This window comes from Chlorogloeopsis fritschii PCC 6912 (assembly GCF_000317285.1).
GTDB lineage: Bacteria > Cyanobacteriota > Cyanobacteriia > Cyanobacteriales > Nostocaceae > Chlorogloeopsis > Chlorogloeopsis fritschii.
Window position 1 is genome coordinate 37,364 of record NZ_AJLN01000097.1, and the last position, 16,074, is coordinate 53,437.

The following is a 16,074-nucleotide window of genomic DNA, read 5'->3' on the forward strand; positions in this document are numbered from 1 at the left end:
TTCTTGTAGAGCCGCAACCAACAAAACAAAGGTCATGCTATATCTAGCCCAGGTTCATAAAAATGAATTTTTAGATCAACTTCAGTTGCGGTTGTTGGCACGGCAGGAAGCTGAACATATATGGGCAATCATCCCAGAAGAAGCTTTTATTCTTCTGGGAACGAGCAAAAATCTGGCTGAGAAATTGCTCGTTTTAGTCGAGCTTTCTCCTACGGGTGACATTGAAAAGCTCGAAGAAGCCACAAACTGGGTGCTGGAGATGGTAAAAACTTACCTTACTACTGGCATCACTCCTGAATTTTTGCGCCAAGAAACAGAGCGAGCAGAACAATGGCGACAAAACCTGACTTTGCAAACTCAAGACTTGGCGCGTCGCAGTTTGGAATTGGAAGCTCGTCGAGAACAAATTCAAGCCTTAGAAGAAAGTCTCAAACGAGAGAAAAACGGTACTAATAAAAGTGATAGTACTGGCTGTTAGCTCTTAATTACTTGCTACACTTTTGCAGGCAAAGAAATTCTCGGCGGTTGTTCTAACCTAGTATCTTCACTTTTTCCCAGTTCCTCTGCTGTCAATAACTCCCGAATTAATCTAGTAACTGCTTTTTGTGCCAACTGAGTAGCAATTTGTTGTCCTAAACGTTGTACACCTGGATTTACTAACATTTGGGCAACTTGCGGCGCTAGCTGCACCGGATCAAAGCCACGAGTTTCACGGAGAATATTCAAAATTCTCTTAATATGCTCCAAGGTTTGCTGTTGCTCGCCTGTAGCGGCAGGAGTTTCGTTGATTGCTGTGACGCCAACTCGTTCCCGCAGTAAATAGGTAAAGTTGTGCAAAATATTTTTACCCAAAGCTTCCGCACTTTTGACAACTTCATCCAATAAGCGATCGCGAATGAAAGCGCCACGTTCAGAAGATAGAAAATCTACTGCTTGATTCAAGACTAAATTTAAGTCATAGTCTTGATTGCTACGGGCATTCCGTAACAAATTTTCTAAGCGATTCCAGCGGAAACTTCCTTCTTTAAAAAGTAAATCTCGTAGTGATGCTCTTAATTCAGGTGAGGGATCTGTTAACAACCTTTTAGCAACATAAGGATAAGCTTCACTCAAGACTTTAAAGTTGGGATCTATATAAATAGCAATACCTTCCAGCGTTACTAAAGAACGAATAATCAAAGCATAGTAAGGAGGCACGCGGAAAGGATACTCATACATCAAAGCCGATAGTTCATCAGTAATGCTTTTAATATTTAACTCGGCTACACTAGCTCCCTGAGCATTAGCAAATACTTTCGCAAATGCTGGAATAATCGGTGTTAAATCTGTATCTGGCGATAAAAAATCTAACTTGACATAATCTTGTGCCAAACCTTCAAAGTCGCGGTTAACGACGTGGACAATGGCTTCAATTAAACCATAGCGCTGTGGCGGTTTAATTTCACTCATCATGCCAAAGTCTAGATATGCCAATTTGCCATCGGTGGTGGCTAACAAATTACCGGGATGGGGATCGGCGTGGAAAAATCCATGTTCAAGCAATTGTCGCAACGAACACTGTACTCCCACCTCGATTAAATATCGGGCATCAATACCTTGAGCGCGGATTTTTTCTGGCTCAGTTAATTTCGTACCGTTAATCCACTCCATCGTCAAAACGCGACGATTAGTATATTCCCAGTAAATTTTCGGTACGTAAATGTCCTTAATGTGACCATATAGCTGATAAAAGCGCTCGGCGTTTTCTCCCTCGTGAATGTAATCCATCTCTTCAAAGATGCGATCGCCTAATTCATCAAGGATGCCAACCAAGTCACTGCGGATGCGTTTAAAGTTTTTCTGTGCCCATCCTGCTAATCGACGGAGGATATATAAATCAATAGCGATGCGTTCTCGCAAGTCGGGACGTTGAACTTTGACAGCAACTTCTTCACCAGTTTTAAGTTTTCCTTTATAAACTTGCCCTAAGGAAGCCGCAGCAATCGGTTCTGGCGACAAATCGGCATATACTTCTTGGGGAGGTGCGCCTAATTCTTCTTCTATAAACTGATAAGCTATCTCGTTAGCAAAGGGGGGCAATTTATCTTGCAGCTGAGTTAGCTCCTCCAGATACACTGGTGGAACTAAATCAGGTCTGGTAGATAAAGCTTGACCGATTTTAATATAAGCTGGGCCTAGCCTCGTCAGTAATTCTCGCAGTTGAATTGCTCGGCGGGAATCATTTTTAACGACAATTCCCCGTTTGCTATCCCACCATATACCCAACGCGAAGCGAATCGTTGGTGTCAAAACTGCGATAATGCGTTGCAAAACTTGCAGAGGACGGCTTTGATAATAAGACTTGATCGCCAGAGGATCATAATGCAATGCCGCTTCCGGTTCAGTTTTGGCGATCGCTAGCGATTGATGTGTTTCGGCTTCCTCCAGCGCTGATAAATTCACAACAGAAACTATTGCAGTATCTTCTGTTACTGCTTCAGGAGCTACTTGCAGGGAAGTAGGGGAAGATGTCTTTACATTCATGAACTTACCACCGCATCGGAGTCGAACTGTTAAGTATTGTAACAATATGTTGAGAACTTGGGTTCTCGATCAAGGCATAAATCTAGTAATAGATGCAATTTTGATTTACATCTACTACCTACGATAATTTATCGCTCACTACGCGATCGCCATTAAGAAAGTCTATCGCCCTCATCTAACTAGATAAAAGTCACATTAAACTAGGTTTGGTACACCCAAATGGGCGTGCTAGTTCAGGGGTAACCGAGTAGCTTGCAAAAGCTCAAAAGCTAGATAAAAAAGGGATTTTTGACTTTGGCTAAGTCATACCATTATCCCTGAAATTGGAAGTAGCCGGCGTCTACCCTCACGGAGAATTTAGCTTGATGTTGTCTCTGTTGCGAATCGAAAATTTTGCCCTGATTGACAAGCTGGAACTGGAGTTTGGCTCTGGACTAAATGTGTTGACAGGTGAAACTGGCGCGGGCAAGTCAATTATTTTAGACGCCATTGATGCGGCATTAGGAGGTAAAGTCTCTAGTCGAGCCATCCGCACTGGCAGCAGTAGGGCAATGGTAGAAGCAACTTTCACCTCTAATTCTGCTTTAGCTGCTTGGTTAACCGAACAGGAAATCGACTTAATCGATGATAACTCAGTAATTGCCAGTCGAGAAATTACATTATCCTCCGGAAAAGCTCGTAGTCGCTCGCGGGTGAATGGAGTATTGGTAAATCAGCAGTTAATGGCGGGATTACGCGATCGCTTAGTGGAAATTACCGCCCAAGGACAAACTGTTTTGGTGGGACAATCTGCCCAAATCCGCGACTGGCTGGATTTGTATGGTGGGGAATCGATGTTGCAACAGCGACATTTTGTTGCCAATATCTACAATGCTTACCAACAAGCCCACCAATTACTAGAAAAACGCCGCACATCAGAACGGGAGCGCCTGCAACAACTGGATTTGCTGACATATCAAGTTAAAGAACTGGGAGATGCCAGCCTGAGTGAAGCCGATGAATTAGAGCAACTCCAGCAAGAGCAGCAACGCCTGAACCATGTCGTCGAACTGCAACAGATGAGTTACAAAATTTACCAAGCGTTGTACCAGAGCGATGGCGAAACTCCAACTGCGGTAGACTTGCTGGGAGACAGTGAAGCGACTCTAACCGACATGGCGGAATATGATGCCCAGCTGCAAGTGCTATTGGACTTGGTAAGGGATGCTCAAGCAACTGTGACAGAGGTAGCAAGACAAATTAATACCTATGGAGAAAGCTTAGAAGCAGATCCCCTGCGATTGGAGGAAGTAGAAGAACGGATTCGGGAATTAAAGCAAATTTGTCGTAAATATGGCCCCACCTTGAGTGAGGCGATCGCATATTATCAGCGCATCCAAGCAGAATTAGCCGAACTTAACGACAGCGAACAATCAATAGAAAGTTTGGAATTGCAAGAACGAGAGTGTTGGGAAAAGCTCACTCAAGCTTGTAACAAGTTAACGCAGTTACGTCGCACTGCTGCTGTTGAATTAGAAGCGGAACTACTCAAGGAACTCAAACCCTTGGCGATGGAGAAAGTGCAGTTTCAAGTCGAAATTGTGCCGACATCCCCAACCAGCGCCGGAGCAGACAAAATTACATTTATGTTTAGCCCCAACCCCGGAGAACCGCTCCAACCTTTATCGGAAATTGCCTCTGGTGGGGAAATGAGCCGTTTTTTGCTAGCTCTAAAAGCTTGTTTTTCCCAAGCAGACGCGACGGGAACCCTGGTATTTGATGAAATTGATGTCGGTGTTTCTGGAAGAGTAGCACAAGCGATCGCTGAAAAATTACATCAGTTAAGTCAAAGTCATCAAGTATTGTGTGTTACCCACCAACCCTTAGTTGCAGCAATGGCAGACCGTCATTTCCGCGTGGATAAGCAAGTAGTTAATCAAGTTAAAGGCAAAAAAGAACACAACGGTTATAGCGAAGAGCGTACAGTCGTCCGTGTTATAACCCTAGATAACTTAACCAAACGTCGAGAAGAACTGGCACAATTGGCAGGAGGCAAATCAGCACAAGAAGCGATCGCCTTTGCAGAGTCTTTGTTAATGCAGGCAGCAAATCATCGACGCAGTGGTTCTGGGCATGATTGAAGTTAAGGAGAATAGCTATGGTTTGCGTTTCTAAACCAAAGGTATCATGTACCTTTTTTGACTCGCGTCACGTAAATTGTGCCACCATTCCAATCTATTTCCAGCGCAGAGATGCCACCTCTGCCACTCGCAATCCGTGACGGTAGATCAACCAAATTAAGGTTGAGTCTCGATGAGTATGACTACCCTTGGATTTTTTAATATCTGGTAGTTGAATGCTAAAGGATGGCGGTTATCAATAGGTGATAAGGCTTGGTATTGCCCTTTAGAAAAAGCATTAGAGGTTCTAAATCTCTTTAAATAGCGATCGCACTAACTCATATTTCGATTCTGCAATGCCAAAAATATTACTTGGCTTCAAATCATAGTTGCGATGTCAAAACACTAACATTTCCATTTTCTCGCCAATTGTTCCACAAACTCCCCATGTTCAGGCGAACTTAATCCCAACTGCAACACCTCTAATACCCGCGCCATCTGATTATTTAATAATGCCTCTAAACACTTGAGGGCGAATGATGCCATCCCCATCAGCTAGGAGTGCTTGATACTCTCCTTCTACCAAACTAAACCAATCCAGTTGATTTTCAAACGATAGTCATGAGTTTTTGAATGGGGCTGACGAGGCAGATGAGCCGTCATGGCGGCATTCTCAATCTTTTGGTTCTATCTTAGAACAGGAAGTCAGATGTGGTGGAATCTCAAATCAAGTTGGCTGAGGATAGTCAAAATTAAAAATTAGCACAAATAAAACTTAACTAATTTCCAGAGCTAGCAACCATGCAATGGCTAGTTACTGAACAGATTACAAGTCAGACTCCCACGAGCAATTCTACACCCATAATTATTGGTGTATCCCCTCGATATTCAGCAAGGCTAATCAGTCAGGGAAAGCCAAACCAGTCAGTGGATCGCGGATATACAACCCTAGTGTGAGACTGCGCATCACTTCATCCCAAACAGGTGTTAGCTGCTCTGCTTGATCTACCCAAAAATCGAATGTAATCAAGCACTGAATATTCGATCCCAAACCAATGCAAGTCCGCGAAAAAGCTTCCCGTGGTTCTGCTTGGGTGTCGATAAACTTAATCTCTGTCCACACAATCCTGGCAGTTTGACGCTTGACAGTAAAGATTTCTCCCTTTTCAATGACATTGCGATCGTCGTCTTCTACCACTTTCTTCAAAGTGGCTTTGAGCGGAAACTGGCTCCAGTCATTGGGTGGCAGACGATTGAAAGACACTTCTAGACAGCAATCATCTTTCGGCGGTTTTTTGTCGAGGAACTTGAACGATTTTTCTTGGGGCTTCAAAATCCAATTCTGAGGAACATTAAAGCGAACAGCCCCCCGATCGCCGACAAAAATTTTGTAGCCTGGTGGAGCTTCCCAGTGATGATCGGGTTTGAGTTCAAGCGTTTCTTTAATCCATTGGAGATTGCTTTTCTTACGCTTTGCCATAGTGTGTTTTGCAAATCAGCTGCTTTGCGATCGCCCACTTTGTCAATAGTATCAAATTCCTCATGGGGTGCATTGTCGCTGGTGTCAAGTTTCTGTGTTTTTCAGCCATTGCCGTATATATTCCATTCCTTCTTCTAGAGTTACCTTTGGCTTATAACCTAACTGACTTTGTGCTTTTTGGATTGAATAAGCGTGGGGGCTAGTGGAAAAATCTACAGCGGCGGGAAAAATTACGGGTTCTTGACCCAAAAATTTCATTCTTAACCACTCCAACCGAATCAAAACCTTGACTATCGGTGCTGGTAGCGAGGAGGGTGCAGGCACGTTTCCAACTTCAGCCAAACGTGTATAGTATTCTTTCCAAGAAGTTTCTTGCCCATCGGAAATATTGAAAGCTTCTCCATATGCTTCCTTTTCTATAGCGAGAAAAATCCCATCTATTAAATTGTCTATGTATACGTGGTTCATTACTCCCCGCCCAGCATCAGGCATCACAAATCGTTTTTGGCGCATTAGTTTCAGAGGGCGGATTACCCAAGGGTTGCTTCTTGGCCCATAAACAGCCGTCGGTCTAATGATAATTACACCAAAATTCGGTGGTGCGTTTAGCTTCAATATTTCTTGTTCACTTTCTATTTTTGTTAGAGAGTAAGGATTATCCTCACTCCGGAATGGCCCTTCTTCTGTAATTTTATTGGCGTAGGTAAAGCCATAGACTATGACGCTAGAGAGGTGAATAAAAGTCTTGACACCAGCATTTATGGCTGCTCTTGCGATGTTGAGGGTGCCACCAACATTAACTTTACGAAACTCCTCTAGGGAGCCTCCTTCTTTGACGAGGGCGGCTGTATGCAGAACAATATCTGCTCCTTGACAAGCCTGTTGTGCCACAATCGGATCGCAAACGCTACCAACAATTACTTCTGCACCTAGACTCTGCGCTATTGTTGCGTTAGTAGGATCGTTTTCTATTCCTTTAACGTGCATTCCTTGGGCGATCGCTAATTCTGTAGTACGCAAGCCAATAAATCCACCTATCCCTGTAATTAGAATAGTTTTATTTTTGAGGTTCATAAATCTAGATACTCTTGGTGACAACAGAGAATATTTGTTCTTAATCTCACACACAAATATTCCAGAAGTTAATTTACAAATAGTTTGAGTTTTATGGTTTGAGCAGCTGAGATAAGCAAGCTCTCATCCGAAGTGGTAATCTCAATGCCCCCACGCCCATGTTAAAGAGAGCTTATCATTTCTGAAATCTGTCAAGCGACATAGATTTTAGATTAGTTTTTGAATACCCTAGTTACCAGGTTGAACCTGGTAACTAGAACTAGAGCCTCTGGCTCTTATAGAAAATGGTGCATATTTGCCATTAATTGAGTTTGCATTGATAAGTATTTGAACGAACCTAAATTTCTAATTCAGCAAGCAGGATTTTTTAATAGGATATTTACCTATCAAAAAAGTTTTTTCTAATTAAATGAGTATAAACACTTGAGTATGAATATACAAATTATCAGTTTTGTTGCCATAAATTAGATCCCCCCAGCAATCCTGCCTAACAAAGATGCATAGGGGGATCGTAAGATACAAAAATAGTTATGACACTTTTTAGTTTGGAACTAAATTGTGTAGTCTGTACTAAGCAACATTCAGAAAACCATTCTGGATTAGGTAAGCAGAATATGTCATAAACAATTGGTTGTCCATTCCTGGGCAAACGATACCGCTACCTGCAAGTGCATTGAGGGTAGCTTGACAATTAATTATCGGTCTTCTACTTTGTAGATACAAATCGGGAATAGTAATTTGTTCTTCTGACCAGCGCTCTAGTAAGAAAGGCCGTAGGGTATAGAGAGGATTTTCAGCAGAAGAGATATCGTTAATTAACTTTGCTTGCCATTGTTCGTAAGGAATTACTTCGATAGGAAAACCTAAAGAATTCATCCACTCCAGTAAATTAGTTAAAGGCACAGGTTCGGGATGCTGTAAGTGAAAAGCCTGACCTAGAGATTCTTTTTGTCTGGAGAGATAAACAACAGCTTTACTAACATAATCTACAGGCGATGCATCCAACATATAATCAACATTTGGAAAACATCCCATTTGAATGCAGCCTTTAATTACCAAGTTGATAAAGTCATCTGTATTGCAGACACCTGTTTTGCTATCTCCTGCAATTAGAGGAGGTCTATGAATCGTCACAGGCAATCCGCGATCGCTAGCAATTTTAACTAGCTTTTCTGCTACCCATTTTGTTTGTGAGTAACCGAGAAAAATACCTTGCCAATGCTCAAAGCTATCATCTTCTTTGACAACTTTACCAGCATAAAAAGGTGATTCAAAAACCGCTACACTAGAAACATAATGTACAGGTTTGACTTTAAACAAACACGCCAAACGCAAAATTTCTTGTGTTCCCAAAACATTGGGAGCCTTCATAGCTGAATATGGATAAACATAATTCAGCGTGGCAGCACTATGATAAATGCTATCAAGATTCATAGCTAGCATATCAAAGCCTTGGGGGCTAATTCCTAGCAAAGGCTTTGATAAATCTCCCAAGATAGGGATAATTCTAGAACTGAATTTTTCATCCCAAAGAGCATAATTTTGGAGATTTTTCTTCAGTTTTTGCTTGCCTTCTTCAGAATTAGCAGCACGTACTAAGCAGTAGATATCTGCATTAGTTTGCTGTAGTAGTTCGTGGATTAAAAAAGCTCCTAAAAATCCTGTACCACCTGTTAAAAAGACATTTTCTGGTTGAGATGTAAAGTGAAAAGATGTAGATGCAGGACGAATACTTGGATCGAGAACAGCTTCAGCACTTAAATCCAAGATAGGCTTAATTACAGAGACAGAGGCTTTTTTGGCAGTGGGACTATCTTTTACCTCTGATTCCTCTGATTCTTCACCTAAACGCTGAGAGAGAGTAGCAACTGTTGGATAATGCCACAACAGTGTGGGAGACACTTTAAATCCCAGCATTTTTTCTAATTTGCCGACAATCAGCATCGCTTGAGTAGAATCTAAACCATAGCTATCTAATGGTTGCTCAATATCAATTTCCTCAGGTTCAACATTTAATGCTTCCGCTAGCTGAGATACCAACCAAGCTTGAACTTCTGCTGCTGTTAAAACTTTTTTTGATGCCATCATCTTTACGCTTCCAATGTAGAACGAACTGGGCAATATTGACTGTAGTAATCAGGAATTTGCATTCCTTGAATTCTCAAACTTTGAATGCGATATAAAAATGCGGCTCCAGTCATGATGTGATGAGCTACATCTACAACTCGACGATTATTTGGATCTGCTAGATAAGAACCTTGCACCCAGTTATTAAAGCTGCCGATCGCCGGGCCGCACCAAATCTGATAATCTACTTCTCTACCCTTTTCTCCAGAGTTTGACCAACGTGAAGATAATCCTAAATACCAGCGGAAAATCAACGCCATTTTCATTTTAGGATTATTAACTGCCTTACCCAATTTTTCTGGATTTTTCTGAGACAAATAAGTAACAGTTTCTTCCCAAACCTGAGCCAGAGTTTTACGGAAAATTTGTTTTTCTAATTTCTCTCGCTCCGGAGCAGGAATTTCTTCAATCGAATTATAGTTTCTATATATTTCGTACAACTTTTGAGCGCGGAGAGGGAACATCGTACCGCGTTTAAGAACTTGCAGTTTTACTCCCATTTCAAACATATCTGCTGCTGGTGCCATCATCACATCAGCCATATCTGCTTGTGCCAGCAATTGCTTGGTATGTTGACAAGAACCAGATTCAATACATGACTGATTAATTGAACCAGTAACAATATAAGCAGCACCCATCATAAAGCCTGCTAAAGCAGATTGTGGAGTGGCAATTCCACCTGCTACCCCAACTCGAATGGGTTTTTCGTAGCAATATTGAGCTTGAATTTCATCCCGCAAAGCCACCATTGAAGGTAACAAACAAACTAGAGGACGATTATCTGTATGACCACCAGAATCTGCTTCAACAGTAATATCATCAGCTAAGGGAATTTTTGCTGCCAAATTCGCCTGTAACTCACTAATTAAACCTTGCGCAACCAATTCCCGCAGCATTTTTACTGGTGCTGGTTGCATAAATTTAGTAGCAACTTCTCGGCGCGAAATTTTAGCAATGACTTTATTTTTAATTTCAATTTCATTAGCAGAATTTACACCCAATCCTGCCGCACGATAGTAAACAATATTAGGAGTCAAGTCTAAAAATGCCGAAGCTTCTATTGTTCTCACCCCATATCTGAGGTATAAATCTACTGCACCGCGCTCAATAGCAGGTTCATTGGGACTGTGAATTAAATTAAAAGCATAAGGCTCTTGAGGTAAAGCTTCTTGAATACGATGAATAGCTGCTTCTAACCGATTGGGAGTTAAACCGCCTGCACCAAAAGAAGCTAAAATTCTCTCCTTCCCTAGAGCAATTACCATTTCTTCGGAAGCGATCGCACCAGCCATTGCGCCAGTAGTATAGGCATATTTGACATTATGAAAAGAGAGAAAATTCGGGTCTCCCAATTGTTGCAAACTGATAGGTGGAACAGCCATCAATAATTCAGCTTGTCCTGTTTTGCCATTCTCAGCAGGAGACAAATAACCATCATGGCTGATACCAATTCTGCCGTCAACTCTAACAATATAACAAGGCTTATCTAATGCTAAGAGTTTATCTTTGATGATATTAGAGTCAAAACTTATACAATCTAAAGAACCTTTCCAGACTTGATTGAAATTGCAGGGAGAGCCAAAAAAGGCAAGACCATTATCCTGTTTATTTAGCACTGCATCTACAGTTGTCACGGAAGTTATCCCTCGATTTGATGATTAGCAGATGAAAGAAAGAACCACAAAGAACACGAAGGACACCCGGAGGGTGGCTTCCCGAAGGGTAGGGCACGAAGAGAGGATTATTTTTGATAACTCTTATTTCCTTCTGGTTGGCATATTACTCATGAAATTCTTTGTGCCCTTTGTGCCCTTTGTGGTTAGTTAAATACATATTCTGAATGCTAAAAAATAGCTCTCAAGATACTTTACTCACTCAGCAAATTTTCAGCGCACATTAACTGTAATTGAATCAACTCACTCATTTGCTTACTAAACTCTTGACGGGATTTTAAGAATGCTGCATGAGTTTTATGAACCTTCAAGTTATTAGCATTCAACTTTTGATAGTGAGAGGTGCTTATATTTGACAAGCTGAAATTATAAGTAGGATGGGGATGATTAGCAACCAACTCCCGAAATTGTACTTCTTTTTTTGGCTCTAAGCTGTTATCCATGATATTTTGCATTGATATTTCCTCTTGCTTAGTCTCGGATGGGGGAATAGATTTTTCATTACTACCTTTGTTGAGAATTTTGCTCTGAGACTTTTGAGCTAGATTTTGGAAGAGTTTTTTATTCTCTTCAGTCAAGATTTTGTCAGTAAAACTTTTACCACCCAAGGTAACTTTTCTCAGGGTAGGTTTTTTGACTGCTTCTGCTACTTGAGTGTACAGTGGCGATAAATCTACAGAAACTTGATGGCTGACAAGTTTTGCTAGTGCTTTGACAATACCACTATGGTCGTCTAAACCTCTTCTATTTAGAGATATGGTGATATGCTCTTTGTCGCTGAGAATTTTATCAATCCAGCGCGAACAAACATTACCAGCACCAGTTTCAATAAATATCTTGGCTCCATCTTCGTAAACTCGGTTGACTAAGCGCGGGAAGTCAAGGGGTTGTGACAAACCTTTGGCTATGCTGTGGGCGATCGCTTGACTTTCTAATTTCACCGGGCCATACTCAGCTGCGCAGTAAAGCACAACGTCTGGTAGATTTTTCCGGGTGGGTAAGGTGTTAACTCTGGCTATTTCTCCGTACTCAGAAGCCATCGCTTCACAGTGGATTACATGGTCGAAGGGAGCGCGGAAAGCGTTGCAGCCTAAAATTTGAATGATTCTTTCACAAGCTGCTGGTTCACCGGCAATGACGACTTCTTCGGGTGTGTTGATTTGAGTTAAAAAGACGCGCGGCTCATGTTGGAGGTATTCTCTCAACTGAGATGGGGTAGTCATGAGTACATAGTTAGCCCATAAGTCATTGTTCGGTGATTGCTGAGATGATGGCATTTGCCAATACTGGCGCACAGCATCCTTGGCACCGGATAACCTGTCAGCAAATAGTGGTGAGGCGTGTAGGGCAACAATTCCTTCGGTAAAGTTATCCCATACCTCAGCCGCAGACATCATACTAGTTTCACCCAGGCTGTAACCAAAGACCATTTTTGGCTTAACTTGGAATTCATCTCGCATAATTTGCGTGATGAATCTGGTAAACAACATATCTACGTCGAAGATGGCTAGAGGATCGTCTAAGAATTGCTGTTCGAGAGTCTCTAATTGCCGGGATGAAAGCTTGTTCAAGCTTCTGGGAAATACGATGCGGGATATGTCAGCAACAAGATTTTGTAGTTTGGTAACAGCAATATCGTCGAGGGTTTCGGGGAATAAACGGAAGAGGTTGCGGGCGATACCTAGATAAGAATTGACTGCTGCTGGATAGACGTAAGCGACTTCTCCTTTTTTACCCAGTGGCTTGGCTGTGAAGTAACTACCTAGTGGCGTTTGCCAATCTACCCCACGTTCAAAAGCTTTGTTGATACCTTTACGGGCAGCTTCGATTTCTTTGGTTAATTCTTTTTGATTGTGTGCCAGAATTGCTAGAACGTAATTAGGATCGGAACACAATTTAAAGTTAGCAAAGGCTAAATTGGCAGCATTGACTAGGGAAGTGCCATTGTTGACAGATTTTTCGAGGGCATCGATTTGTTCAAATAAATCAGCGCGATCGCGTCCGGCAATCGGGAACAAGTAAAATGGGGTTTGCTCCAAAAATCGGCTGTTGCGTGTTTTTTGATCGGGTTCTTCTGATAAGATGACATGGGCGTAAGTGCCATCCATACCGATGCTATTGATGGCAGCGATTCTTTTAGTCGCTTGTTTATCCAAAAACCAAGGTCTTGATTCGGTGGCAACATAAAAAGGGTTATGATGCCATTGTTCTTGATTTTTGGCTCCAGACCATTTAGGTACACCTGGAATATATCTGTAATAAAGGCACAAAGCAGTCTTGATTAAACTGGCAATTCCCGATGCTACATAGGTGTGTCCGATGTTTGCTTTGACGCTGCCAATGGCACAGCTTAAATCATTGGCACTACCAGGATAAGCTTGCAGTAAACCTTTGATTTCTGCTTCATCTTCTTTGTCAACACCGCTACCATAAACTTCCAGATAGTTAACTTCTGAAGGTTTGACACCCGCCATCAATAAAGCTTGCTGACAAGCTTGAGTTACGGCTTTGTCATCCGGGGTTCCCAAACCAGTGCCTTGCTGTTGCGCAAAACTGATGGCATCGACAACTGCGTAAATGCGATCGCTTGCTTTTTGAGCAGTTTCATGTAGCTTCAATACTACTGCGCCTGCTCCTTCCCCTACCATCCAGCCATTCGCTTTTTGATCGTAAGAAAGGGTATTTGCGCCTGTATTAATTGCAGCTAGTTGGTTGCGCAATAAAACATTTTCTAAAGTGCCAGCTAAATCAACGGCACCCACAAGTACGGCTTCTGCTTCTCCAGTCGCAAGTAAATGCTGTGCTATTTCCAAAACCTTGAAAGTGGAATTCTCTCCAGCGGTGATAGTAAATACAGGAGCGGTAAAATCCCACAGCGAAGAAATGCGACTCGCCATAATGTTGGCGATGTAACTCACATATTCGCTACTTTCGACTGGATTGTGAATGCCATCTTTAACAATTGTTTCTAATTGGCTGACTTTATCGGGTGGTAGAGAAATTTCTCCAGCAATTAAGCCTTCTTTTACCTGCCAGGATAAATTCCATCTTTGCTGCAATTGATGCACAGATAATTGTGTTTCTGTCGCCATCACAACTGCGACATTTGCACCTTCTTTAATACCCGCATCCCTCAGAGCACGCTCGGCAACTTTTAACATTAACAGTTGTTGCTGATTGAGCTTTTCTAGTTCATTTGGGGGAATTTTGCTAGAAACAGTATCAATTTCAAAATCTGTGATGTATGCCCCTTGTGGCGGCTTCCCATCAATTAACCCGTATTTTTTCAGTAATTCCTCTTGCTTTTCGACACCGTGCCATCTTTGGGGTGGTAGGGGAATAAAATGCTGTGTACCTTCGTAAATACTACGTTCAAAAGCTTCTAAACCATCGCAAGCACCAAAAAAGGCATCCATACCAACAATGGCGAGTTTGGCAGGATGGAGAGGTTCACTTGTTTCTACTGGTTCTGGGGTATTTACTTTTTCTAAAATCATGTGGGCGTTAGTTCCGCCCAAACCAAAAGCACTGATGGCTGCGCGTTTTATTAGTGTATTGTTAGGCCAATTCGTGGTACTAGTAACAATGCGTTGTGGGGAAATGACATTTTCTTCACTTCCCATCGGTTCTGTTATATTTATTGTCGCTGGAATAACGCCTTTGGACATACTCGTTAGCACTTTAATCAGGCTAACGCTGCCAGCGGCAGTAAGTAAATGACCGACATTAGATTTTACAGAACCAAGTAAAGGAGTTGCTTGATACTTACCAAAGAAAGTTTCTACAGATTGAAATTCTGTGGAATCTCCCAACAAAGTACCCGTGGCGTGGCACTCCATGTAATCAATATTTTGAGGACTAATTCCGGCTTCTTGGTAGGCGCGTTCAAAAGCAAGAGTTTGTCCTTTAGAATTGGGGCTAAGTAAATGCTTACCTCGTCCATCATTAGATAAACCGTTACCGGAGATAGTAGCGTAAATGCGATCGCCATCTCGAACTGCATCGCTATATCGTTTCAACACCACCATTCCAACGCCTTCAGCAGTCAGCATTCCCCGCGACATCTTATCTAAGGGACGACTAATATCATCTTCAGGATATCCTTGAATACCAGAAAACAGCATTCGCAAGAACAGTGGATCTGCACAGCTGATGCCTCCGGCTAACATCAAATCAGCTTTGTGCGTCCATAAATAATGGGATGCTAGCTTGGTAGCGTACTGTGGTGAAGAACAAGCAGCATCAATACAAAAATGAATATTTGATAGAGAAAAAGCTTTAGCAATGATAGCTGCTGGTAAGCCTGATATCATCGCATTGTAGGATGAGGCTTCTTGTGATGCTCTTAAAGCAGCTAAATCGAATTCTGGTTGCTGTAAAAGTTCTTGAACAGCAGATGCTAAAACTTGCTGATAAATGGGTGCAAATAATTGGTTAGAGGTTTTGGTGGGGAGAGAAAGATTACCTAATATGACTCCGCATCTAGAGAGAATAGATTCTTGCTCTAAATAACCGCTATGTTGTAAAGCTTGTTTGGTAACGTACAATGACCATTGAAAGGTTTTATCTAGAGATTCCAGAAATTTTGGTGGTAGCTTATATCCTGTGGAGTCAAATTTAAAATCACGGATAAATGCTCCCTTCAAAGAATAGACTTTATCTGGCTTACCTTTAGCTGGATCGAAAAATATTTGTGGATCTACTCCAATTTCCTCAGCACTTAAAGATGATGTAGAATCTTTTTTTTGGATGAGATTTTGCCAAAATTCATCAGGATTTTTAGCATCAGGGAATAAGCATCCAAATCCGATGATTGCAATTTTTTCCATAGTCATTTGTTCCTTGTTATTTATCATTTTTTATGGAGAAGTAGTTAGTGGTAAGAGCCAGAGGCTCTAATTATCGTTACCAGGTTGAACCTGGTAACGAGGGTTTAGAGTTTCTCGTTTCTAGGTTCAACCTAGTAACGGAGATACGAGGCTCTGCCTCGTAGTTATTAAAAACGAACCACAAAGTACACAAAGCACACAAAGAAAAGAAAATAAACTGCAACAGACACAGAGGGAACAAAGAGAAATTATCAGTTTGAACGGCAAGA

At 41.8% G+C, this 16,074-nt stretch carries 9 protein-coding genes; 2 read left to right on the forward strand and 7 right to left on the reverse strand.

From position 1 onward, the window contains the following. The first annotated feature begins 34 nt into the window (after window positions 1–34). Entirely contained in the window at window positions 35–478 is a 444-nt protein-coding gene (locus UYC_RS0118510) for a hypothetical protein (protein WP_016875829.1), read from the forward strand. Between the two features lie 14 nt (window positions 479–492). On the opposite strand, the gene UYC_RS0118515 is transcribed toward UYC_RS0118510, so the two are convergent. Beyond that, window positions 493–2,523, reverse strand: a complete 2,031-nt coding sequence (locus tag UYC_RS0118515) for an ABC1 kinase family protein (RefSeq protein ID WP_016875828.1) — start codon at window positions 2,521–2,523, stop codon at window positions 493–495. A gap of 365 nt (window positions 2,524–2,888) precedes the next feature. Between UYC_RS0118515 and recN the strand changes: the two genes are divergently transcribed. Then, on the forward strand, window positions 2,889–4,643 hold the full coding sequence (recN, locus tag UYC_RS0118520) for a DNA repair protein RecN (RefSeq protein WP_016875827.1): 1,755 nt from the start codon (window positions 2,889–2,891) through the stop codon (window positions 4,641–4,643). A 384-nt stretch (window positions 4,644–5,027) separates the two neighbouring features. Here the strand turns inward: recN and UYC_RS38615 are convergent, their stop codons facing one another. The 6 genes from UYC_RS38615 to UYC_RS0118550 form a co-directional block, all read right to left on the reverse strand. Next, a complete protein-coding gene (locus UYC_RS38615) occupies window positions 5,028–5,168 on the reverse strand; it encodes a hypothetical protein (protein WP_162139008.1) in 141 nt (46 codons plus the stop codon). Window positions 5,169–5,523: 355 nt separating this feature from the next. Beyond that, a complete protein-coding gene (locus tag UYC_RS0118530) occupies window positions 5,524–6,102 on the reverse strand; it encodes a hypothetical protein (RefSeq protein ID WP_016875825.1) in 579 nt (192 codons plus the stop codon). 84 nt (window positions 6,103–6,186) lie between these two features. After that, window positions 6,187–7,176: an NAD-dependent epimerase/dehydratase family protein gene (locus tag UYC_RS0118535; protein ID WP_016875824.1), complete on the reverse strand. Its 990-nt coding sequence runs from the start codon at window positions 7,174–7,176 to the stop codon at window positions 6,187–6,189. A gap of 570 nt (window positions 7,177–7,746) precedes the next feature. Continuing rightward, the gene (locus UYC_RS0118540; protein ID WP_016875823.1) at window positions 7,747–9,264 is read right to left on the reverse strand and encodes a thioester reductase domain-containing protein; all 1,518 of its coding nucleotides are present in this window, start codon (window positions 9,262–9,264) and stop codon (window positions 7,747–7,749) included. A gap of 2 nt (window positions 9,265–9,266) precedes the next feature. Further along, window positions 9,267–10,937, reverse strand: a complete 1,671-nt coding sequence (locus tag UYC_RS0118545) for a PfaD family polyunsaturated fatty acid/polyketide biosynthesis protein (protein ID WP_016875822.1) — start codon at window positions 10,935–10,937, stop codon at window positions 9,267–9,269. 233 nt (window positions 10,938–11,170) lie between these two features. Further along, complete coding sequence (locus tag UYC_RS0118550; RefSeq protein ID WP_016875821.1) at window positions 11,171–15,805, reverse strand: PfaB family protein; 4,635 nt, start codon at window positions 15,803–15,805, stop codon at window positions 11,171–11,173. Window positions 15,806–16,074: the final 269 nt, after the last annotated feature.

Bases quoted from the DNA above. Each gene is read 5' to 3' on its own strand.
- UYC_RS0118510 (WP_016875829.1), top strand. From the start codon at position 35: ATGCTATATCTAGCCCAGGTTCATAAAAATGAATTTTTAGATCAACTT.
- UYC_RS0118515 (WP_016875828.1), bottom strand. From the start codon at position 2,523: ATGAATGTAAAGACATCTTCCCCTACTTCCCTGCAAGTAGCTCCTGAA.
- recN (WP_016875827.1), top strand. From the start codon at position 2,889: ATGTTGTCTCTGTTGCGAATCGAAAATTTTGCCCTGATTGACAAGCTG.
- UYC_RS38615 (WP_162139008.1), bottom strand. From the start codon at position 5,168: ATGGCATCATTCGCCCTCAAGTGTTTAGAGGCATTATTAAATAATCAG.
- UYC_RS0118530 (WP_016875825.1), bottom strand. From the start codon at position 6,102: ATGGCAAAGCGTAAGAAAAGCAATCTCCAATGGATTAAAGAAACGCTT.
- UYC_RS0118535 (WP_016875824.1), bottom strand. From the start codon at position 7,176: ATGAACCTCAAAAATAAAACTATTCTAATTACAGGGATAGGTGGATTT.
- UYC_RS0118540 (WP_016875823.1), bottom strand. From the start codon at position 9,264: ATGATGGCATCAAAAAAAGTTTTAACAGCAGCAGAAGTTCAAGCTTGG.
- UYC_RS0118550 (WP_016875821.1), bottom strand. From the start codon at position 15,805: ATGGAAAAAATTGCAATCATCGGATTTGGATGCTTATTCCCTGATGCT.